Annotated in this window: 21 protein-coding genes; 8 read left to right on the plus strand and 13 right to left on the minus strand. The window is 44.5% G+C overall.

Annotation, left to right across the window (positions count from 1 at the left end; translation table 11 throughout):
- Window positions 1–9: 9 nt before the first annotated feature.
- Both chrA and HQ865_RS08950 read left to right on the plus strand, forming a co-directional pair.
- Window positions 10–1,209 (plus strand): chromate efflux transporter, encoded by a 1,200-nt coding sequence (gene chrA, locus HQ865_RS08945; RefSeq protein ID WP_173414566.1) that lies wholly within the window; start codon window positions 10–12, stop codon window positions 1,207–1,209.
- Window positions 1,210–1,241: 32 nt separating this feature from the next.
- Window positions 1,242–1,934, plus strand: a complete 693-nt coding sequence (locus HQ865_RS08950) for a DUF4304 domain-containing protein (protein WP_173414567.1) — start codon at window positions 1,242–1,244, stop codon at window positions 1,932–1,934.
- A gap of 29 nt (window positions 1,935–1,963) precedes the next feature.
- On the opposite strand, the gene HQ865_RS08955 is transcribed toward HQ865_RS08950, so the two are convergent.
- The 5 genes from HQ865_RS08955 to dnaB form a co-directional block, all read right to left on the minus strand.
- Window positions 1,964–2,152: a hypothetical protein gene (locus HQ865_RS08955; RefSeq protein WP_173414568.1), complete on the minus strand. Its 189-nt coding sequence runs from the start codon at window positions 2,150–2,152 to the stop codon at window positions 1,964–1,966.
- A gap of 104 nt (window positions 2,153–2,256) precedes the next feature.
- On the minus strand, window positions 2,257–2,388 hold the full coding sequence (locus HQ865_RS26045; RefSeq protein WP_262889722.1) for a hypothetical protein: 132 nt from the start codon (window positions 2,386–2,388) through the stop codon (window positions 2,257–2,259).
- Window positions 2,389–2,471: 83 nt separating this feature from the next.
- On the minus strand, window positions 2,472–3,206 hold the full coding sequence (locus HQ865_RS08960; protein WP_173414569.1) for a BPL-N domain-containing protein: 735 nt from the start codon (window positions 3,204–3,206) through the stop codon (window positions 2,472–2,474).
- Window positions 3,207–3,266: 60 nt separating this feature from the next.
- A complete protein-coding gene (locus tag HQ865_RS08965; protein WP_173414570.1) occupies window positions 3,267–3,500 on the minus strand; it encodes a hypothetical protein in 234 nt (77 codons plus the stop codon).
- Window positions 3,501–3,697: 197 nt separating this feature from the next.
- Window positions 3,698–5,263: a replicative DNA helicase gene (gene dnaB / locus HQ865_RS08970; protein WP_173414571.1), complete on the minus strand. Its 1,566-nt coding sequence runs from the start codon at window positions 5,261–5,263 to the stop codon at window positions 3,698–3,700.
- A 292-nt stretch (window positions 5,264–5,555) separates the two neighbouring features.
- On the opposite strand from dnaB, the gene rlmB reads away from it, so the two are divergent.
- On the plus strand, window positions 5,556–6,347 hold the full coding sequence (rlmB, locus tag HQ865_RS08975) for a 23S rRNA (guanosine(2251)-2'-O)-methyltransferase RlmB (protein ID WP_237073781.1): 792 nt from the start codon (window positions 5,556–5,558) through the stop codon (window positions 6,345–6,347).
- Window positions 6,348–6,376: 29 nt separating this feature from the next.
- Here rlmB and HQ865_RS08980 read toward each other — a convergent pair whose 3' ends face one another.
- Both HQ865_RS08980 and HQ865_RS08985 read right to left on the minus strand, forming a co-directional pair.
- On the minus strand, window positions 6,377–6,697 hold the full coding sequence (locus tag HQ865_RS08980; RefSeq protein ID WP_173414572.1) for a hypothetical protein: 321 nt from the start codon (window positions 6,695–6,697) through the stop codon (window positions 6,377–6,379).
- A gap of 95 nt (window positions 6,698–6,792) precedes the next feature.
- Entirely contained in the window at window positions 6,793–7,878 is a 1,086-nt protein-coding gene (locus tag HQ865_RS08985; protein ID WP_173414573.1) for a mannose-1-phosphate guanylyltransferase, read from the minus strand.
- A gap of 236 nt (window positions 7,879–8,114) precedes the next feature.
- On the opposite strand from HQ865_RS08985, the gene recQ reads away from it, so the two are divergent.
- A complete protein-coding gene (gene recQ / locus HQ865_RS08990) occupies window positions 8,115–10,307 on the plus strand; it encodes a DNA helicase RecQ (protein ID WP_173417762.1) in 2,193 nt (730 codons plus the stop codon).
- Window positions 10,308–10,419: 112 nt separating this feature from the next.
- Here the strand turns inward: recQ and HQ865_RS08995 are convergent, their stop codons facing one another.
- Both HQ865_RS08995 and HQ865_RS09000 read right to left on the minus strand, forming a co-directional pair.
- The gene (locus tag HQ865_RS08995; protein WP_173414574.1) at window positions 10,420–12,321 is read right to left on the minus strand and encodes an OmpA family protein; all 1,902 of its coding nucleotides are present in this window, start codon (window positions 12,319–12,321) and stop codon (window positions 10,420–10,422) included.
- A gap of 38 nt (window positions 12,322–12,359) precedes the next feature.
- The gene (locus tag HQ865_RS09000) at window positions 12,360–12,983 is read right to left on the minus strand and encodes a 7-carboxy-7-deazaguanine synthase QueE (RefSeq protein ID WP_173414575.1); all 624 of its coding nucleotides are present in this window, start codon (window positions 12,981–12,983) and stop codon (window positions 12,360–12,362) included.
- Between the two features lie 160 nt (window positions 12,984–13,143).
- On the opposite strand from HQ865_RS09000, the gene HQ865_RS09005 reads away from it, so the two are divergent.
- Genes HQ865_RS09005 through HQ865_RS09015 form a run of 3 tightly spaced genes read left to right on the plus strand, consistent with a single transcriptional unit; the run spans window position 13,144 to window position 14,685 of the window.
- Complete coding sequence (locus tag HQ865_RS09005) at window positions 13,144–13,908, plus strand: hypothetical protein (RefSeq protein ID WP_173414576.1); 765 nt, start codon at window positions 13,144–13,146, stop codon at window positions 13,906–13,908.
- A 6-nt stretch (window positions 13,909–13,914) separates the two neighbouring features.
- On the plus strand, window positions 13,915–14,253 hold the full coding sequence (locus HQ865_RS09010; protein ID WP_173414577.1) for a Rieske (2Fe-2S) protein: 339 nt from the start codon (window positions 13,915–13,917) through the stop codon (window positions 14,251–14,253).
- On the plus strand, window positions 14,254–14,685 hold the full coding sequence (locus tag HQ865_RS09015) for a hypothetical protein (RefSeq protein ID WP_173414578.1): 432 nt from the start codon (window positions 14,254–14,256) through the stop codon (window positions 14,683–14,685).
- 397 nt (window positions 14,686–15,082) lie between these two features.
- Here the strand turns inward: HQ865_RS09015 and HQ865_RS09020 are convergent, their stop codons facing one another.
- The 3 genes from HQ865_RS09020 to lepA are packed head-to-tail and all read right to left on the minus strand — an operon-like array spanning window position 15,083 to window position 18,389.
- Window positions 15,083–15,964 carry a bifunctional 5,10-methylenetetrahydrofolate dehydrogenase/5,10-methenyltetrahydrofolate cyclohydrolase gene (locus HQ865_RS09020; protein ID WP_173414579.1) on the minus strand — a complete coding sequence of 294 codons (882 nt, stop codon included), beginning with the start codon at window positions 15,962–15,964 and terminating at the stop codon, window positions 15,083–15,085.
- A gap of 13 nt (window positions 15,965–15,977) precedes the next feature.
- Complete coding sequence (locus tag HQ865_RS09025) at window positions 15,978–16,592, minus strand: hypothetical protein (RefSeq protein WP_173414580.1); 615 nt, start codon at window positions 16,590–16,592, stop codon at window positions 15,978–15,980.
- Window positions 16,593–16,601: 9 nt separating this feature from the next.
- Window positions 16,602–18,389, minus strand: a complete 1,788-nt coding sequence (gene lepA, locus HQ865_RS09030; RefSeq protein ID WP_173414581.1) for a translation elongation factor 4 — start codon at window positions 18,387–18,389, stop codon at window positions 16,602–16,604.
- 86 nt (window positions 18,390–18,475) lie between these two features.
- On the opposite strand from lepA, the gene HQ865_RS09035 reads away from it, so the two are divergent.
- Window positions 18,476–18,997 (plus strand): SHOCT domain-containing protein, encoded by a 522-nt coding sequence (locus tag HQ865_RS09035; protein ID WP_173414582.1) that lies wholly within the window; start codon window positions 18,476–18,478, stop codon window positions 18,995–18,997.
- Window positions 18,998–19,022: 25 nt separating this feature from the next.
- Here HQ865_RS09035 and HQ865_RS09040 read toward each other — a convergent pair whose 3' ends face one another.
- Entirely contained in the window at window positions 19,023–20,675 is a 1,653-nt protein-coding gene (locus HQ865_RS09040; RefSeq protein ID WP_173414583.1) for a hypothetical protein, read from the minus strand.
- Window positions 20,676–20,767 lie beyond the last annotated feature (92 nt).

Below are 20,767 nucleotides of genomic sequence, written 5' to 3' on the forward strand. Positions count from 1 at the left end.
GAACCATAGATGAACAAACGGCAACTCCTATTTCTGCGCGATGTATTGGTGTATACCTTTACCTCTTTTGGCGGGCCACAGGCCCATCTTGCCATGTTGCTGCGCGATTTTGTAGAGAAGCGCCGATACGTTAGCGAAGAGGAGTTAATGGAACTGAACGCGCTTGCTCAGGTGCTGCCAGGGCCGTCGTCAACCCAAACCGTTGTTGGCATAGCGTGGAAGGTAGGAGGGTTGCCGCTTGCTATTGCCACTTTTTTAGTCTGGATATTGCCATCAGCAGCTATAATGGGCGCCGCAGCCATATTTTATAAAACCTTTGCCGGCCGTAACCAAATTGCTGAAGTGCTAAAATATATCCGGCCAATGGCGGTAGGCATAGTGGCTTACGCTACTTACACATTTGCCGTTAGATGCCTGAAAACGCAGGCGAGTGTGATGCTGGCCATCGGGTCGCTGATCGCTACGCTGATATTGCAAAACGCTTATGCCTTCCCGATTTTGATCATGATGGGGGGCATCATCTCATCGGCATGGGAAACACAACCGCAGGAAACGGAACTACGGGTAAAATTATTTGCCAACGTAAACCGCCGTAAGGTAAGCTACTTTATCGGTATCCTGTTATTATTTGCCGCCATGGGTGCGCTGATCAACCGGACATCACCATTTAGCTTACCTGTGCGTTTGTTCGAGAATTTTTATCGTAACGGTATTATGATATTTGGGGGAGGGCAGGTACTGGTGCCACTGATGTATACCGAATTTGTGGAGGTGAAGCACTATCTCAGTAATACCGAATTCCTTTCAGGCTATGCCTTGCAGCAAGCTTTACCCGGGCCGACGTTCGCTTTTACTTCATTTGTTGGTGGCATAACTTTAGGTAATCAAGGGTATGGCCTTGCTGGGCAGGTAGTTGGCGCCATAGTAGCCGTTATTGGCATTAATCTGCCCGGGCTGATATTGATACTATTTATCGTCCCCTTTTGGGAGGACCTGAAAAAGATCACCCGTATAAAGAACTCCTTAAGCGGCATCAACTCGGTAGCCGTTGGTTTTATGGCTACGGCTTTTATATTGCTTACCAAACCGTTTTTAGGCGATTGGATGGCTTATGGATTGATGATCGGGACGTTTGCGTTGCTTTATTTTACTAAGATCAAAACGCCGGTGATTATTATCATCGGGGTGTTGCTGGGGTTGATATTTTGAGAACTCCAAGGTTATAAGAATTACATATTAACATGGAAAGAAACCTAACACTGGAATTTAAGGCAATTGTAAAGAATACAATTGCGCCGATATTAAAAAGTATTGATTTCAAAAAGAACGGCCTGAATTTTACTTGTATTAGTAATGATTTAATACAGTGTGTAAATATTCAACTCAACAGATTTAATCATAGCGAAAGAGTCGAGTTTACTGTTAATCTGGGCTTTTTTAACACAAAACTATATCAAGTTTCCACAAATAGAGAAATTCCCACGTCTGTCAAGAGTGATGACTGTTATGTAAGAGTGAGAGTAGGCCGTTTGATACATTCAAGAGACAAGTGGTACTTACTCGACCCAACTACCTCGGATGTAATTTTAGCCAGCGAAATTGAAAATGATTTTAAACAATATGTTATACCATTGTTTAAGAAATTGAAAAATCCTGTTTCTTTATTAAATGTATTACGCGATGAGGATAATCCTTATCATTTAAAATGCGATCCCAATGCTATTGCGATAATGGAATTGGAATATGGTGCCCCCGAAACAGGTAAAAGACTTTTATTGAATAGTTATCGCGAAGCAATTATACCAAAGTCAATTAAAAATACAAGTATTTATCCCGATGGGCGCAAGGAATTAAAATGGTCAGAACCTTTTATTAACCAAGACTATATAAACAATTTAATTCGAATGGCCGATATATACGATATTATGCTGTGAGCAATATAAATCATATAATTGAGTAAAAACTAATCAATCGCCATTATCAATTCTGTTTCCAGTTTAGTTTCATCCTCTGTCCAGTGCCCGTATATCTCAATATAAGGCAGGCGGGAGTGTAGCCCTAATTTTTGTATCTCGGCCCGCATGTTATCGCTCGATTGCCCGAGCAGGCTGTAAGGGCCGATGTGTTTGTAGTAAGCATACTTTTTAAGCACTATAGTTTTAAGTTCCAGTCCTGTATCTTTCGTGGAAGGATCCTGCAATCCAACCCCGGGAAAAAACATGATGATTGTCTTCGTATATTCAAATATTCAGGCCTTTATGTTTTAATCCCTGCGATTTTACAATCGGTCAGTCCGAAAGCCGTGGCACCATAGTTCTTATTGGAGGCTAAACCCGAAAAACCAGAAACTTCCAGTTTTAGTTCGTTATTAATGATTTCTATCGGCATATTGCTTAATTTATTGGATATCAGAAACTAACATTCATTAAAAATAGAATTGCGAAATGAATAAACGAAATAAAATAAGCGACTTAAAAATGGGGCAGGAACGTTCCGTTAAGAGCTGCTTTAACAAGTAATGCCGCATAAGCGTTATCCACTTCGGCCAACGTATGGAAATCGATGTCGCCACGCCAGTAATCCGGGGCTTCGGCATGAATGCCGGTAAGGATAACAAATCCTTTTCCGCATTTGCCCTCAGCTACAGCGGGCGTGTTATCGGGATATTTGGCTACCACTGTACCCCAGCCCGAAAGTTGCGGGCCATCTTCCCAATACTGATCGAGTGTTGGCGCACCGGGACGGCTTATTGCCACAGATGCTTTACGTATCCCCTTATTTTCAGCACTATAAAAGCCGAATGTTATGCCCGATGCAAGATTGAAGCTATTATAATATTTCGAACTGCCCGCAAGAAAAGCTCCCGCGCATATACCGTGGTAGTTTAAGCCATGTTGTACCGCATAGCGAATGTTTGCAGATGTTGCGATAGTTAGACTCTTTCCCATAGCGATAAAATCGCCACCCGGCATAATAAGTAAACGATAGGTCATGATCTGTGACCGGTTCATACCGTTTAATTCCGAAGAGCTGACTGTAGCGTAATCAAGATGCTCATGGTCAAGAATGGCAATAATGGCTTTAACATCGTTGGACGAGGCTCCGGTTCCGTTAAACAGGAGTATCAGCGCTGGTTTATCAATGCGGCTACAGGCAGTAAAAGTAATTATGATTAATAAGAAAAATACCTGTTTAAATACTATCATTCACAGCATTTTGATAGTATTGAAGGTAAGTAAATTTGGCCGATATTCGGAAATAAGGGCTTATCGTGTTTTTGTCCAATAATTTTGTGCCCATCTGCCAACAAATGCGAAGCACATGCCACTGATTATCGCCGCTATCATCACTATGCCCGGGGCCAGTTCATCAGCAGGTGAGGTACGGTCGAGGATGATAATCTTAAAAAGAAATAGGAAAGCGGTCATGCCAGTTATAAAGCCCAATATCATACCGGCTTTTGATCTCAGGAAGTTTACAGATGTGTTTTGCTTTGTCATTATGAACTTGTTTAAACTTATCGATATAAAGATAAATAAAAGTACTTTGTATTTCAAAGTTTAATTGTAAAAATAAAATAGGTACATAGAAGTTGCTTTAAAAAGATGGAGGCACATGATATCTGTCAATACCATTAAAACAAAAAAAGCGCCCCGGTATTCCCGGAACGCTTTCTTATCATCTGCATATCTGCACATTAAAACGGCGCCTCATCATCCATATCATCCATGCGCGATGGCCGGATGATCACATTGCTTGGCCTGTCGAAATTGGTTGAGGGGGTTAATCCGCCAAACGGACTTTCCATGCCACCGCCGCCGCCGCCAAAGTCCATGGTGTCAAGGTCGGTGAATTTAACGTATTTACCAACGAATTTCAATCGTACTGTACCCGTTTCACCATTACGGTGCTTAGCTATAATTACCTCACCCACACCTTGTGTTGGGTTGTTATCTTCATCAACAGTTAAACCGTAATATTCCGGACGATAGAGGAACAATACCATATCCGCGTCCTGCTCGATAGAGCCCGACTCACGTAAGTCCGAAAGCATTGGCTTTTTAGAACCACCCGGTCGACTTTCTACGGCGCGACTTAACTGCGACAGGGCAATCACCGGCACATTCAATTCCTTAGCAACCGATTTCAGCGCGCGGGAGATACTACCGATCTCCTGCTCACGGTTACCACCCTTACCATCAGCCTTGCCATGCATCAGCTGCAAGTAGTCAATGATGATTAGCTGGATATCGTGCTGCGATTTCAAACGGCGACATTTAGCGCGGAACTCGAAGATGTTCAGCGCCGGGGTATCGTCAATAATTAATGGGGCTTGCTCCAGGCGACCAACCTTGCTGTGGATCTGCTGCCATTCCCATTCTTCCAGTGTGCCCTTACGTATCTTTTCCTGCTCAATTTGCGCCTCGCCCGATATCAGACGGTTAACTAACTGAACCGAGGACATTTCTAACGAGAACACCACAACCGGTTTGGCAAAATCGACAGCAGCGTTACGGGCACAGCTTAATACGAATGCCGTTTTACCCATCGCCGGACGCGCCGCGATGATCACCAGGTCGGATTTTTGCCAGCCTGAGGTCATACGGTCTAAGTCGGTAAAGCCTGAAGGGATACCGGTCAGGCCGTCCTTTTTATCTTTTAACGCCTCAATATCACGCAGGGCTTCCTGAACCAGGTCGTCCATCTTGCGCGAATCGCGCCGCAGGTTATTTTGGGCAATCTCGAACAGGTTTTTTTCGGCTTTATCCAGCAAGTCCAGCACATCCGACGTATCGTCATAAGCGTTGCTGATCGTTTCGGTAGAGATACGGATCAATTCGCGCTGGATATATTTTTGGATGATGATACGGGCGTGGTACTCGATATTGGCTGCAGACGCCACACGATTGGTCAGTTCAGTGATATAATAAGCGCCCCCGATCATCTCCAATTCACCCTGTTGACGTAACTGGGCGGTTACGGTAAGGATATCGACAGGAGAGGTGCGTTCGAACAATACACGTATGGCTTCGAAGATCTTTTGGTTGCGTTCTTCGTAAAAAACCTCGGGCTTAATGATGTCAATTACCGAAGAAAGGGCATCCTTCTCCAACATTAGGGCGCCCAACACGGCCTGTTCCAGGTCGAGCGCTTGTGGTGGTAATTTACCTAAACCGCTGCTTACAGGGTTGTTACGTGTAAAATTTCGCCGGTCGCTATTTTTAAAATTGGATCTGCTTTGTTGGTCGTTATCTGAAATCATAAGGACAACAAAAATATACTAAAATTTGTCGGTTTTAGTAAGGGTTTAAATCTTTTTTGAAGAAAAAATTAAATGCCTTTAACCATAAAAAAACGCAACATTTTTTTAATATATTGTTAACAATGTTGTGTTGGTAACTATTATTAATTATCTGTTTTACAGGTGTATATGATAGTTGTTAGTAAAATAATTTTGCTATTTACTTAAAAAATAGTGATTAAAAACTGCCATGTGTTTTATATCTGCCTTATTTAATTAATATGGCTATTTTTGACCCTCAATTCAATACGGTATGGCATTCAATAATAATCGGGATAACTACAGGGATAACAGGGAAAAGCGCGAAAGCAATCAAATGGTGTTTGGCATCCGTGCCGTAATGGAAGCCATTACGGCCGGCAAGGAGATCGAGGCACTGTATATACAACGCGGCCTGTCAGGCGGCTTATGGCACGAGTTGCGCGAGTTGCTGACCGAATACCATATCACAGCGCAACAGGTACCTATTGAAAAGCTGAACCGCCTTACCATGAAGAACCACCAGGGCGCCGTAGCTTTTATATCGCCTATCACTTATCAAAAAATAGAGGACATTATCCCCCAGATATTTGAAAAAGGGGAGGTGCCGCTGGTTTTGGTGCTTGACGGTATTACCGATGTGCGCAATATGGGTGCCATAGCCCGCACGGCCGAATGTGCAGGTGTACACGCTATTGTGATACCATCAAAAGGTTCGGCACAGATCAATCCCGATGCGATTAAAACATCGGCCGGAGCATTATATAAAATCCCGGTTTGCCGACAGGATAACCTGGTGCAATCGGCCAAATTTTTACAGGAGAGCGGCCTGCAACTGGTGTGCTGTACCGAAAAAACCAACGATTATATCTACAAGCCCGATTATACTATGCCAACGGCTATCGTGATGGGCTCGGAAGATGGGGGTATCCGAAATGAACTGATCCGCATATCCGACCATTTGGCCAAAATACCTATGCACGGCGAGATTGAATCGCTGAACGTATCTGTATCCGCAGGTGTCATTATTTATGAGGCGATAAGGCAGCGCGCTGTCGCGCAGTGATTAGAGATTAGTTAGAAGTTACGAAAAACTTAAGTTGTCCTTCTGTAGATAGTGGCAAAGTTTGTTGCGAAAGCAGAATGTACGACCTTTTGCCACCAATCGCCTGGGATGCCCGGAAACTTTTTTTCTAATTGATCAGTAAATTCATCCCAACCTTCAGTTTCTTCCGTGATTCTAAGTACCCGATCATTGTAGATTATCTCCATAACGATATCATCGGTCGTCATTATGTCGGCCTTATGCACGTTGATTTCCGAGATGTTATCCCAAAATATTTCTAATGTTCTATCGCTCAGCTTTATTACAAAGCTGGTTTCCCGAAATTCGAATATTCCAAATGTGCCTAACATGGTACCAACAAAAATAGCGATGAATTTGAAGATTCATCGCTATTTTAGAATGATTAGAACCTAATCTCTAATCAACCAATCACTAATCTCTAACATTATATATACTTCGTACCAAACTGCTGCTTCACATCGGCAACAATTTGTTTAACGCCTTGCTCTTCCGAGCGTGGGCTGATCAGTAGGGTATTGTTCGATTCAACCACGATAAAATCGTGCAGGCCTTTAATAATCACCAGTTTACCCTCGGGTACATTCACCATACAGTTTGATGAATCGTACATGATCACCTTGTCCGACGGGATCACGGCGTTACCTACGTAATCTTTCTCGGCCAGATCATAAATTGATGCCCAGGTACCCAGGTCGCTCCAGCCAAACTCTGATGGTAATACGTATACGTTCGAGGCTTTTTCCATAATACCGTAATCAATAGAGATGTTGGTGCAACGCTGGTAGGCGGTGTGGATATACGGCCTTTCATCGTCGGTGTTATAAACCGAGCGGGCATCGGCAAAAATGTCGTTCATATCGGGCAGGTGCTGGCCAAAAGCATCCACTATAGCTTTGGCCGACCACACGAAGATGCCCGCGTTCCATAGGAAATCGCCGCTTTGTAAAAAGGTTTTGGCAATTTCCAGGGTAGGCTTCTCGGTAAAGGTTTTTACTTTATGGAAATCGCCATTGATGGTTTTATCGGTGAATTGAATATAGCCATAGCCGGTATCGGGGCGAGATGGCTTAATGCCCAGGGTAATAAGGCAATCGTTTTGCGATGCCGTCTCCAGCGAACGTTCGATAGTAGCTATAAAACCCGGCTCATCCAGTATCAGGTGGTCGGAAGGGGCAACCACAATGGCCGCATCGGGGTTAATGCTTTCTATCTTAAAACAACCATAGGCCACGCAAGGCGCGGTATTGCGCATTACGGGTTCAGTCAGTATCTGCTGATCGCCAATGCCCTGCAATTGCTCCTTAACCAGGTCGCTGTAAATTTCGTTGGTTACAATGTAGATATTTTCCTGCGGGCAGATCTTCAGAAAACGATCGTAGGTTTGCTGTATAAGGGTTTTACCGGTGCCTAAAATATCGATAAATTGTTTGGGATGCGATGTGCGGCTGATGGGCCAAAAACGGCTGCCGATGCCGCCGGCCATGATAATGGCGTAGTTGTTTTTATTCATTTGATGTAACTATCAGTGAGTTGACGTTTTTTTATATAAAAAGCAAATATTGTTGTACCAATTAATGTAAAAGATACGTTTAATAAGCGCTTTACTTACGAGCATAAAAATGAATAAAAAATTGAATTGTTTGTACCGATTATCATTTTTATTTAAAAAAACGGTTGGTATGTATGGTTTATATGGAAAATTTTGTTATTTTGAACTTTTAATACACGAGTAAATATTTATAAATGATAGAGACAAAAAAATCGCTCTTTGACAACCTGCAAAACTTTTTCGGTTTTGATAATTTTAAAGGTGAGCAGGAAGCGATCATAACCAATATCTTGTCGGGCAATGATACTTTTGTGATCATGCCTACGGGTGGTGGTAAGTCTATGTGCTATCAACTGCCCGCTTTAATGAGCGATGGTACGGCGATAGTAATTTCCCCACTAATTGCATTAATGAAGAACCAGGTCGATCAGCTTCGTGCGTTCGGTGGTTCAGATAGTATCGCGCACTTTTTAAATTCATCCTTAACCAAGTCGGAAATAGCACGTGTTAAAGAGGATGTGCTGGGCGGCAAAACCAAACTTTTGTACGTTGCCCCCGAATCGCTGACCAAGCAGGATAATATCGATTTTTTACGCCTCAACCATGTATCGTTCGTTGCGGTTGACGAGGCGCACTGTATATCAGAATGGGGACACGATTTCCGCCCCGAATACCGCAAGATCAGGCAGGTGATCAGTAACATTGGCGAGAACATCCCGATCATTGCCCTTACCGCTACCGCTACGCCAAAGGTACAGCAGGATATCCAAAAGAACCTGCAGATGAACAATGCCACGGTATTCAAATCATCCTTTAACCGTACCAATTTGTTTTACGAGGTTCGCCCTAAGCAAAATGTGCTAAAGGAGATCGTTAAGTTTGTGAAGCAGCAACCGGGTAAATCGGGTATCATTTATTGCCTCAGCCGTAAAAAGGTAGAGGAGGTGGCCCAGGCGCTTACATTAAATGGCGTTAACGCTTTGCCATATCACGCCGGTCTTGATGCCAAAGTGCGTGCCGATACACAGGATAAGTTCCTGATGGAAGACTGTGAAGTGATCGTGGCGACCATCGCCTTTGGTATGGGTATTGATAAACCCGATGTACGTTACGTAATACACCACGATATGCCAAAAAGTATGGAAGGTTATTACCAGGAAACTGGTCGTAGCGGCCGTGATGGTGGCGAGGGTGTTTGTGTGGCTTTTTACTCGGAAAAGGATATTGATAAGCTGCAGAAGTTTATGAAGGATAAGCCGGTTTCTGAACGCGAGATCGGTACACAGATACTGAAAGAAGTTATCGACTACGCCGAATCGTCGGTTTGCCGTCGTAAGCAGATACTGCATTATTTTGGCGAAAACTTTAACGAGGCGGGCTGTAACAATATGTGCGATAATTGCTGCGCCCACAAACAGCACTTTGATGGCGAAGAGCATTTGCACAGGGTTTTAAGCCTGATTAGGGACCTGGGCGAGAAGTTTGATGATCACCATGTCATCAGTGTATTAATGGGCGAGGATATCCCGCAGGTACATCATTACGAACACCATTTGCTGGATACGTTTGGATCTGGAAAAGACGCAGGCGAACTGGTTTGGAAATCGCTGCTACGCCAGGCCATGCTGGATAATTATGTATCGAAAGATATTGATTATTATGGTTTGCTGAAGCTTACGCAAAAAGGGCACGACTTTTTAGAGAACCCGCATAGCATACGTTTTATTATGAACAGGCCGATAGGTGCTACCGATGACGATGATTCGGAAGATAGCCCTAAAACCGGCGGCGGCGCATTGGATACCGAACTGCTGCAAATGCTGAAGGACCTGCGTAAAAAGATAGCCAAGCAAAAGAACCTGCCGCCATTTGTGATCTTCCAGGATCCATCGCTGGAGGAGATGTGTACGCATTATCCGATCACTACCGATGAATTGAAGCAGATCTCGGGCGTTGGTGCCGGCAAGGCCCTGAAATTTGGCGCACCGTTTACCGAATTGATTAAAAAGTATGTTGAGGATAACGATATCGACCGGCCGATAGACATGGTGATCAAAAGCGCCGCCAACAAATCGGCACTTAAGGTTTATATCATCCAGAACATCGACAGGCATTTAAACCTGGAGGATATTGCCGCTTCAAAAGGTATTACTTACGAGGATATCCTGAAAGAGGTGGAAACCATTGTAAACTCAGGTACCAAGCTTAACCTTAACTATTATATAGATGAGGTGATAGATGAGGACAAGCAGGAAGAAGTATTTGATTATTTCCGTTCAGCAGAGATTGACTCCATCGATAATGCCCTGGTTGAGTTAGGCGCTGATGACTATACCCGCGAAGAGGTGCAGCTAATGCGCATCAAATTCATGTCGGAATTAGGGAACTAAGCTGAAAGGCGAAAGCACAAAGCCAAAAGCGGTTATGAAGCGTTATGCTGATAGCTGCTTTTTTTTGACCAAAGGCTAAGGACTTTAATCTTTTTGCTTTCGGGTTTTAAGCTTACTTCGCGATGATCTTAAATTCTGTCCGGCGGTTTTTAGCGCGGTCTTCATCGGTGGTATTAGGCGCTATGGGCTGCGTTTTTCCGTAACCTTTAAATACCATCCGAGTTTGATTGATGCCATGATCGCCAAGAAACTGGTATACGGATTTAGCCCTATTTTCTGATAGGGTTTGATTGGCAATATCGTTACCCACATTATCAGTATGGCCGGATAATTCAATCCTTACGGATGGGTTTAGGTTTAAGAACGCTATTATTTTTTTCAATTCCGCCATCGATTCCGGTTTCAGGTCGAAACGGTTCGTATCAAAGAATATGTTTTTCAGGATCACCTTATTGCCGATGTCTATTGGCTCGAGCGAGACCGAGATGTTAAAGGGCTTTTTCGGTTCATGGTCTTTCAGCGAAAAATTCTCGGAGTAGAACATATACCCATTTTTTGATATGTTGAGGCCGTAGTTTTTACCCGATGTTAGCGTAGCCAGGAAATCGCCACCCGTTGCCGAACTGTAATCCTGGTACACGGGGATATCCTTTTCAAGGTCGATGATCTCGACAGCAGCCTCAAGCGGTTGCTTTTTTGCAGCGTCGGTAATAACGCCTTTAACATAAGTTACCATATGTGGCCGCACAGTTGATGGTAACTCGAAGGTGTAAATATCGTACCCGCCATATCCGTTCAGGTTGTTTGAGGCGAAAAAGGCATATGCGCCATTGGCAGTAATGGTAAGGCCGTTCTCATCGCCGCTGGAATTGATTGGGTAGCCCAGGTTTTCGGGTTTTTGCCATTCGCCGTTTTTGCCAAGTCTGCTGATAAAAAGATCTTTATTGCCCATTCCCGGCCAGCCGTTCGAACAAAAATACAAGGTGCTATCATCGGGATGGATAAACGGCGATTGCTCATCGAAGCTGGTATTGATATTAGGCCCAAGGTTTACCGGTTCGCCCCAGCCTTTTTCTGTCAATGTCGATTTCCAGATATCATATCCGCCATAACCACCTTTGCGGTTACTTACAAAGTACAAGGTACGCCCATCAGCGCTGATAGATGGTTGTGATTCCCAGCCCGCAGTATTAATAGGCGGACTCAGGTCAAAGGGCTTAGACCAATCGTTACCTCTTTTTTGCGAGATATAAATATCGCACCGGCCCAAACCATCTGGGCGGTTGCAGCCGGTAAAAAATAAAAACCGGCCATCCTGCGATATAGATTGCGCCCCCTCGTTGTAATTTGGTGTATTAATAACGCTGCTAAGCGGGGAAGATAGCTGCCATTTGCCATCCAGTTTGGTGCTTTTATAAAAATCCTCGTTGTTGGCTATCTTACGGGTAAATACCAGCATGCTTTCATCGGCTGTGGCTACCGGCAAGTATTCGTCGGCAGCGGTATTTATCTCAGGCCCCATGTTAACAGGTTTAAACGGCACAGGATGCTGCATGGCATTAATGCTGAAGTCGCAGTCGGCTATTAATTTTCGGGCTAAAAAGCGGTTTGCTTCGGTAATGTAGGGTGCGGCCAGGTATTTTTCCAGGTCGGGTTTGGCTGCTGCGTATTCCGCGTTGTATACTTCAGCTTCACCCAATTTAAGGTAGATAGCACGGTTATAATCGGGCCTGAGTTTTACTACCGCCCTTAACTGTGTGATGGCGTCCTTATAATTGCGTTTTAAGCGCAGCAGGTCGCCCAGTTGCGAATGCGCCTCTACAAAATTATCGTCCTTTTGTACCGCTTTATAAAGGTATTGTATGGCCAGGTCGTAATCGTTCTCATCTATAGCCTGGTTAGCCCGGGTATAAAAACCGGCCGCCTCCTTATCAGTAGTAGAATATTGTCGAACCTGGGCAAATGTCAGTACCGGGAGGGAAAACAGCAATATGAGTATGATAGAAATCCTCATGCAGAATTATAGCGGTATATAATTCTAAGTTACACTTTTTAAGGAATATTCAAATATTTATGTGTCTGCAACGAAATTTCCCATTGCGGGTTGTGCATTACATAATCAACAATCAGCGGGATCATTTCCTTCGACTTTGACCATTCGGGTTGCAGGTATAGCTTGCATGCGGGGCCAACCATCTTTGCATGCTCCTCGGCCCATAAAAAGTCCGATTTGTTAAAAACGATCACTTTCAGTTCGTGCGCCATTTCGGCCACATGTTTTACCGGTGCCTTAAATTTTTTAGGCGACAGGCAGATCCAATCCCACGAGCCCGAAAGGGGGTAGGCGCCTGAGGTCTCGATAAAAGTCCGGATACCTTTTTGTTGTAGCTGGCCGGTCAGGTAATCAAGGTTGTAGATCAGCGGTTCGCCGCCAGTTACTACTACGGCTTTGGCGGGGTGCTGCGCGGCGTGTTCTACAATCGTATCAGCCGCGGTCAGCGCGTGTAGTTCGGCATCCCAGCTTTCCTTTACATCGCACCAGTGGCAGCCCACATCGCAACCGCCAAGGCGTATAAAGTACGCGGCCTTCCCGGTATTATACCCTTCGCCCTGTATCGTGTAAAACTCCTCCATCAATGGAAGCAATGTGCCGTCTTCCGGAATTACGTGTGCCATAATAATTTGCAAAGGTACTTTTTTGGGCTGAAAGCCGAAAGCTTAGGGGCAAAGGTGATATTATGGTGATAATATCTTTAGCGTACCAACGATTATTTTAGTTTTCGCTTGCATTGTATTTAATTAATATTCAGTAATATTACTTAATTATTGCGGCAGCATGAAAAAGCTTTACTTCCCCGTCATCCTGGTGCTTATCTTTTGCCTCTCGTCCTGCGTGGATATCGAGGAGCATTACGATTTTAAGGCCGATGGATCATGCGCTGTAGTGTACGACTTTGACATGAGTAAGGCCGTGTCCGTTTTGATGAACCTGATGAGCGACTCCGTCCGCTCGACACCCGAATTTGGGATGGTGAAAGATACCACGCTTAACTTTTATACCGCGTTGCCGGATACCACTATCGACAAAATGACGCCGGATGAGATCACCATGGCTAACTCAAGCAGGTTAAAAGTAAAAATGAACCTGAAAAACAACCTGATGAAGGTGAGTTTAACCCATGATGCTAAAAACATCAACGACCTTAAATATTACCTGGCGCACATATCTAAATTAAGCAGCATTGGCGGTGTTAACGCACTGACAAAGAATAATAAGAAGAGCAACTCGTTCGATCCGCAGCAATTGATAGCGGGCGAGGATTACTATATCTACGAGATCACCGAGAAGAAATTTTACCGCATTATCGATCTTTCCAAGTTCAACGCCTTTCTTAAACGCACCTCGTCAACCTTTGCCATGGCCAAAGCTATGTTGATTGAAACACCCTATAAGGTAGTGCTTAATTTTGCCAAGCCGGTAAAAAAGATAGATAACCCCAAGGCTATCCTATCTGCCGACAGGCGGCGTGTAACCCTGCAAACCAGTATGGATGATATCATCAAAAATCCAGCATCGATGAACCTGAAAATTGATTTCTAAACAATAATGAAATGGTATAATACCGGGCTGCCCTATACCGATAGGCCTTTTATAAAAAAGATATCACCCGGTGGGCGTATCGTTTGTTTGGTTGGTTACGAAGGAAAAGTATTCGCCGTATCGTCTAAATGCCCGCATGCCGGCGAAGATCTTTCGGGCGGATGGTGCAGCGACGAATCTAAACTGGTTTGCCCGTATCACCGTTACTCGTACGATTTGGAGACAGGCAAGGGCAGCCCGGGACAAAACGATTATATTAACACCTATGCCGTTAAAATAGAAGAGGGGATGATTTGGGTTGGGTTTAACACCTTTAAAGAAAAACTTAAACAACTGTTTCAGTAAATGGACACCTTATCAATAGACAAGCTAACCACCGGTTTTTACTATACCATTAGCTTCGATCACCCCTCCGAGTTTGACATCACCTCGCTGAAAAACTTTTTTTATGGCGAAGGTATCCTCATCAATAACTCGTTTGGCAAACCGGTTGCGCTTACGGCCGATGCCTACGCCAATAAGCTAAAGGCCCAGGTGGCCGATCATACACTTAAGCACTATTTTCAGCGCGAGATATTTGCTAAAACCGAAGTGTTTGGCAAGATAGCCCAGCGTGTAAGTACCTACGAATATACTTTTGCCGATAACCGCGCCATAAACATGCCCCGTGGTGTTAACTATATTCAATATTTAAAGGTTGATGGTAAATGGAAGATCACATCGATGGTGTGGCAGGATGAGAACGAGCATCACCAGATACCGGCGGAGTATTTGTAATTAAAGAACTTGTATAATTGCGAATAGTTCGGCTAAAGCCAATAGTGCCGAAAATATATCCCGTTGGCTGAAGCCAACGGCAATGAATGTTTTTGAAATTTATTGCCCCCCATTTATGGGACGGGGTAATAAATAAGATGAAATGGCTTTAGCCTAAACATATGCGCAAATGCAGCTTGGCTATGTTTTTTGCACTACTTATTAATGCTATAATTTTTGTTTCAGAATAATAAAATTCCTGCAACTTGCATATAAAACATCAGGAACGACTGGTATTGAAGCAAATAAAGGATTTTGACTGGTGATGTCTATGTTAGCAGTTGATCATTCAGGATTATTTCAGGCATGCCGCTGTTTAATTATAATCGGTGAAATCAATTCTGAAATCGGTGAAATCTTAAGAATAAACCTCCTTATTAGCCGAAGCCAAAGTATTCTTCAACAAACCGATAATGGTCATCAAGCCAACACCGCCCGGAACCGGAGTTATCCACGATGCCTTTTGCGAAACGCCCTCAAAATCAACGTCGCCATAAAGCTTAAAGCCCGATTTGGTAAGGGTTGATGTTTCGCGGTTCATGCCTACGTCAATCACTACCACGCCGTCTTTTACCATATCGGCGGTAACAAAATTCTTTTTACCGATGGCTACGATCAATATATCAGCATCAAGCGTAAATTTCTTTATATCTGGGGTACGACTGTGGCAAATGGTTACCGTACAATTACCCGGTTGGGTGTTGCGGGCCATCAGGATGCTCATGGGTGAGCCGACTATGTTGCTGCGGCCAATCACCACACAATGCTTGCCGGCGGTTTCTATGCCGTATTCCTTCAGCATCAGGGTGATGCCATAAGGTGTAGCAGGGATAAATGATGGCAAATTACGCTGCATGCGGCCCAGGTTAATAGGGTGGAAACCGTCTACATCCTTGCGATGATCGATGCGTTCGGTTACCTTTTCCGGGTCGATATGTTTGGGTAGGGGAAGTTGTACGATGATGCCGTCTATATCCTCATCGGCATTTAGTTCAGCTACCTTTATCAGTAGTTCCTCTTCGGTAACGGTATCCTCGTAACGCACCAGGCTCGATTTAAAACCTACAGCTTCGCAATTCTTCATTTTGCTGGCCACGTAAGTTTCACTGCCGCCATCGTGCCCAACCAGTACCGCCACCAAATGGGGCTTGCGGCCGGTGCGCGCTAAAATTTCGGCAGCCTGTACGGCTATTTCACCTTTAAGTTTTTCTGATACGTATTTTCCGTCGAGTAGTTGCATTAGTATTTTTATTTTAATCAATAAAAGTCCAAGTTATCCTTTTGGGTTTAGGGTTTGCATGTGGGAACGATGGGTCAAATATTGATTCTTTTACAAAAAAAATTTTTTCATTATCTAATAAAGCCTTAAAAAAATTCTGTTTTGGAACGTAGTAATGATCATCTGGTGTCCCAATTGTATATTTTTGCTCTTCAAATTCTTTTAAAAAAGGAATGTCAGAAATCGATTTATATTGAGGCGTACCTGGTACCGGTAAGTATTTAAAATGAGAATTAATCATTGGACCTATGTTAGCTCGATATTTAATAAGCTTTATGCAGTTGGGTCCAGGATAGTAATAATAAACATCTGCAGCAAAAGTTCCAGGAAATATGGATTTATTATAAATAGGAGGCGAACAAAGTTTGTAAAACCCTAATCTAAGAGATCTTAAACCTTTTTTGAGAAACTCACTATAAGGTCCGTCTTCATCTAATCCAAAAAAATGATTAAGTTCTGGTGTTTGTTTTGCGTGTCCTATACTTATGGGTGAATAGGCATCTAAATCAAGTGCATTTTGATGTTCCTTGGGATTATTAATGGCTTCTTTTAACCCATTAAGATACTCTGAAGCTTCTTGATTGGTCATAAATTGATATTAATCCAATTTCAAAACCGCCATAAACGCGCTTTGCGGTATCTCTACGTTACCTACCTGGCGCATGCGCTTTTTACCGGCTTTTTGTTTTTCCAACAGTTTACGCTTACGTGAGATATCACCGCCGTAACACTTGGCGGTTACGTCTTTACGCATAGCCTTTACAGTTTCGCGGGCGATGATCTTGGCGCCGATGGAGGCCTGTATAATGATCTCGAATTGCTGGCGTGGTAAAAGTTCCTTCAGCTTTTCGCAGATCTTTTTACCAAAATCGTACGAGTTGCTGCGGTGGATCAGTGATGATAAAGCATCTACCGGTTCACCATTCAGGCGAATATCCAGTTTTACCAGGTCACTTTGGCGGTAGCCAATCTGGTGGTAATCGAACGAAGCATAACCTTTTGAAATGGTTTTCAGCTTATCGTAAAAGTCGAATACGATCTCGCCCATCGGCATCTCAAATATCAGCTCCACACGGTCGGAGGTAAGGTACGATTGGTTAGTGATCATACCGCGTTTTTGGATACAAAGCGACATCACCGGCCCAACAAACTCAGATTTGGTAATGATGGTGGCCTTAATGAAAGGTTCCTCTACATACTCCAGCTTGCTCGGGTCGGGCAGGTCACTTGGGTTGTTCACCAGCAGGTCTTCGCCTTTGGTGGTGTAAGCAATGTACGACACGTTGGGTACCGTAGTGATCACCGTCATATCAAACTCGCGCTCTAAACGTTCCTGGATGATCTCCATGTGCAGCATCCCCAGGAACCCGCAACGAAAGCCAAAGCCCAAAGCCGCCGACGATTCAGGTTCGAAAACCAAAGAGGCGTCGTTCAGATGCAGTTTAGCCATGCTTTCGCGCAGCTCTTCATAATCTTCGGTATCAACAGGATATATACCCGCAAATACCATTGGTTTTACCTCTTCAAAACCCTGAATACCTTCGGCGCAAGGGCGGTCTACCGTGGTGATGGTATCACCAACTTTTACCTCTTTTGCTTCCTTAATACCTGATATGATATAACCAACGTCACCGGTTTTGATCGAGTCCTTAGGTAACTGGTTCAGTTTTAATGTACCCACTTCATCGGCAATGTACTGACGCTCGGTTGCCACAAATTTTACCTTGTCGCCTTTGCGGATCTCGCCGTTCACCACCTTAAAATAAGCGATGATACCGCGGAACGAGTTAAACACCGAATCGAAGATCAATGCCTGCAGCGGCGCTTCCGGATCGCCAACGGGAGCGGGGACGCGGTCAACAATGGCCTTTAAGATATCGTGCACACCCATACCTGTTTTGCCCGAAGCGGCAAGGATCTCCTCGCGCTTGCAGCCAATCAGGTCTACTATCTGGTCCTTTACCTCCTCGGGCATAGCGCCGGGCAGGTCCATTTTATTTAAAACCGGGATGATCTCCAGGTCGTTCTCTAAAGCTAAATACAGGTTAGATATGGTTTGCGCCTGAATGCCCTGCGATGCGTCTACGATTAGCAGCGCACCCTCGCAGGCAGCTATCGAACGGGAAACTTCGTAGCTAAAATCCACGTGTCCCGGGGTGTCAATCAGGTTCAGCACATATTTCTGGCCGTCAAGCTCATAATCCATTTGGATGGCATGGCTTTTAATGGTGATCCCGCGTTCGCGTTCAAGGTCCATATCGTCAAGCAATTGGGCCTGTGCCTCGCGCTTGCTGATGGTGTTGGTATATTCTAACAACCGGTCGGCAAGGGTACTTTTGCCGTGGTCGATGTGTGCTATGATACAAAAATTACGTATGTGCTTCATTCAACCGCAAAAATAGCTTTTTGCGGCGATAAATTCGTATCAATTAAAGGATTTGCCTAACTTGGTATCAGAATTATACCTACACTATGAAAAAGATATTGCTAACAGCGGCGCTTTTTGTACCGCTTTTTGCGCTCGCGCAGGACATTAAAGAATACAAAGCCACCAACGGGGTTACTTATCATATTAATGATACCGTTCATTTGGGCAAGGGTTCAAATTCAAACGGATCGTTCATGTTTGTGCAGGACAGAGGCCTTGGTTTTACCTTACCCGGCCCTCCGGGACGTACCGCTGGTGGACGTGGTTTACCCAAAGATCTGGCCAATGGCGGCGTGATCATCCGAAGCATTAAAAAAACTACCGAGAACAACCTGGAGAAATACGTATTTATGGTTTATGCCGGTGGCCCGCTGCGCTTTACCCTGTTTATTGATGATGCTATTTCTGTATGCGAAGTTACGCCGTGCAAGCAATCAAGTGCCGGATCACCTGTTCCTGTAGCTTCCGTTGCCGACGAGATCAAAAAACTGAAGCAGTTGATGGATTCGGGCGCCATCACTAAAGAAGAATACGAATCAAGAAAAAAGAAGCTACTGGATCAGTAGCTTCTTCAAAACATATCTTTTAAACTTATTGAACCTGTCCGCCTGCTTCTACAAATACCGGCGTTTCGGTTACGGTAACTTTTAATTTGCCAGCCGCGGCCGCGCTTGTAGTTTTGGTCATCGCGTCGGCGCCTGCTGTTGGGGTGTAAATGGTAGCGCTCGAAACGCCGCGGCCCAGATCTAAAGTATAAGTACCGGTGCGCCCTTTTTGGTCGGGGATGGTTAGTACATACATTGTTTTTTTACCGCTTACATAAACATCCACTAAAGGGTCGGCATTGATGGTTTGGCTATAGGTGTAACTGCCCATCAATTTGGTTGTCTGCAAGATATAATCGGCGGCAGGGCGGCGTTTAATACCTTCGGCCAGGCCCGATGTAGCGTATTGCGTCGGGTTATCAGCGGTTACATCAAACAACTGATAAAAATACAAGCTTTGCACATTATGGCGCATGTACAGCAGGCAGGTGCGTAATATCCAGTCGGCTTGTGTAATTAAGGCCGATTTTGAACCGATGGCGATAGCGCGCTGGTAACTGCCCGCGTTAATATCGTAACCGGCCTCGGTAACCCAAACGGGCAGATTATATTGTTTGCCCACCTTCACAAAACCATCGGCAATGCTACCCGCGGCCGATAGTTCGGGCGCTATACCTGTAGTGGCCTGCTTATGCGTACGCACATCGCCATCGTTTGAATAGTAATGATAATTGATAACATCAAAACACAGGTTAACCGCTCCATTGGCTTTATAACCACGGTTGATTTTACACCACTCGATAATGCGGGTAACGTAGGTTGGGTCGCAGGTGGCTATACCGCCCATCACCACTATCATGTTCGGGTCGGCGGTTTTAATACCGGCATTAGGGCCTAATTTGCCTTTATCGCCATCGTAAAAAGCCGAAAGGTTAGCGGCGTATTGTTCTGGCGTTTGAGTGGTCAGCGGGCCTTTCCACCAGCGGTCGGGTTCGTTATTACATTCGATGTATTTGATCAGGTTCATACCGATCTTTACTTCGTTGATATGGTCGTTAGTCCAGCGCGGGCGCGAATCAACAGTTACCAAACCAGGGTTAACAGCAGCGTTAGAACCATACCTCGCCGCGAACTGGAAGCCAACGCGTGCCTGCTGCACATAGCTGGCTGGTTTGCTTAGGTCGGCGCCGTAAGGTGCCGGCACATTCTCGTCATCTTGTTGAGCAGATGGATATCCTGCCACCATCCAGCGGGGGCAATTCTTCAGGTCGGCCAATACCGTAATGCCTTCTGCCTTGCAACGGGTGTAGATCAGGTCGTAATCCCAGCTGCCATCGTTGGTAGGGTTGTAGGTATAATTGCCCTCGGTATTTTCAAGCTTGTTCCAGTTCATGTAATGACGCACCGCGCTGAACGACTTGATGAGCGACATGTTATCTTCGTAAATGGTATATTTTACATTCGGTTGGTTAGGGTTTTGCAGGAAATCCCATTCGTACGAATTGATACCGAACATATTCTTTAAGGGGGTATTGTTGGCGGGGGTAGCAGTGCCCGTTTTCGACATCATTTCGATCGGCATGCTGTCTTTTACCGACTGGGTGGGCTGCAACGGCTTTACAACGCATCGCGACATTAATAGTACTAATAACACCAGGGCCTGATACATGGGTAATTTTTGGGTAAAGAATAGTTTCATAACAAAGATAATTAGGGTTGGGCACTTATGTAAACAATTGTATTAAAAACCCTAATGAGGGGTCAGTAATACAACTGTTTGATTTTACACTT

Source organism: Mucilaginibacter mali (genome assembly GCF_013283875.1).
GTDB classification, from domain to species: Bacteria; Bacteroidota; Bacteroidia; order Sphingobacteriales; family Sphingobacteriaceae; genus Mucilaginibacter; species Mucilaginibacter mali.

What these genes read in the sequence shown, in the direction of transcription:
- chrA (WP_173414566.1), top strand. Translation starts at nt 10, where the DNA reads ATGAACAAACGGCAACTCCTATTTCTGCGCGATGTATTGGTGTATACC.
- HQ865_RS08950 (WP_173414567.1), top strand. Translation starts at nt 1,242, where the DNA reads ATGGAAAGAAACCTAACACTGGAATTTAAGGCAATTGTAAAGAATACA.
- HQ865_RS26045 (WP_262889722.1), bottom strand. Translation starts at nt 2,388, where the DNA reads ATGCCGATAGAAATCATTAATAACGAACTAAAACTGGAAGTTTCTGGT.
- HQ865_RS08960 (WP_173414569.1), bottom strand. Translation starts at nt 3,206, where the DNA reads ATGATAGTATTTAAACAGGTATTTTTCTTATTAATCATAATTACTTTT.
- HQ865_RS08965 (WP_173414570.1), bottom strand. Translation starts at nt 3,500, where the DNA reads ATGACAAAGCAAAACACATCTGTAAACTTCCTGAGATCAAAAGCCGGT.
- dnaB (WP_173414571.1), bottom strand. Translation starts at nt 5,263, where the DNA reads ATGATTTCAGATAACGACCAACAAAGCAGATCCAATTTTAAAAATAGC.
- rlmB (WP_237073781.1), top strand. Translation starts at nt 5,556, where the DNA reads ATGGCATTCAATAATAATCGGGATAACTACAGGGATAACAGGGAAAAG.
- HQ865_RS08980 (WP_173414572.1), bottom strand. Translation starts at nt 6,697, where the DNA reads ATGTTAGGCACATTTGGAATATTCGAATTTCGGGAAACCAGCTTTGTA.
- HQ865_RS08985 (WP_173414573.1), bottom strand. Translation starts at nt 7,878, where the DNA reads ATGAATAAAAACAACTACGCCATTATCATGGCCGGCGGCATCGGCAGC.
- HQ865_RS08995 (WP_173414574.1), bottom strand. Translation starts at nt 12,321, where the DNA reads ATGAGGATTTCTATCATACTCATATTGCTGTTTTCCCTCCCGGTACTG.
- HQ865_RS09000 (WP_173414575.1), bottom strand. Translation starts at nt 12,983, where the DNA reads ATGGCACACGTAATTCCGGAAGACGGCACATTGCTTCCATTGATGGAG.
- HQ865_RS09005 (WP_173414576.1), top strand. Translation starts at nt 13,144, where the DNA reads ATGAAAAAGCTTTACTTCCCCGTCATCCTGGTGCTTATCTTTTGCCTC.
- HQ865_RS09010 (WP_173414577.1), top strand. Translation starts at nt 13,915, where the DNA reads ATGAAATGGTATAATACCGGGCTGCCCTATACCGATAGGCCTTTTATA.
- HQ865_RS09015 (WP_173414578.1), top strand. Translation starts at nt 14,254, where the DNA reads ATGGACACCTTATCAATAGACAAGCTAACCACCGGTTTTTACTATACC.
- HQ865_RS09020 (WP_173414579.1), bottom strand. Translation starts at nt 15,964, where the DNA reads ATGCAACTACTCGACGGAAAATACGTATCAGAAAAACTTAAAGGTGAA.
- HQ865_RS09025 (WP_173414580.1), bottom strand. Translation starts at nt 16,592, where the DNA reads ATGACCAATCAAGAAGCTTCAGAGTATCTTAATGGGTTAAAAGAAGCC.
- lepA (WP_173414581.1), bottom strand. Translation starts at nt 18,389, where the DNA reads ATGAAGCACATACGTAATTTTTGTATCATAGCACACATCGACCACGGC.
- HQ865_RS09035 (WP_173414582.1), top strand. Translation starts at nt 18,476, where the DNA reads ATGAAAAAGATATTGCTAACAGCGGCGCTTTTTGTACCGCTTTTTGCG.
- HQ865_RS09040 (WP_173414583.1), bottom strand. Translation starts at nt 20,675, where the DNA reads ATGAAACTATTCTTTACCCAAAAATTACCCATGTATCAGGCCCTGGTG.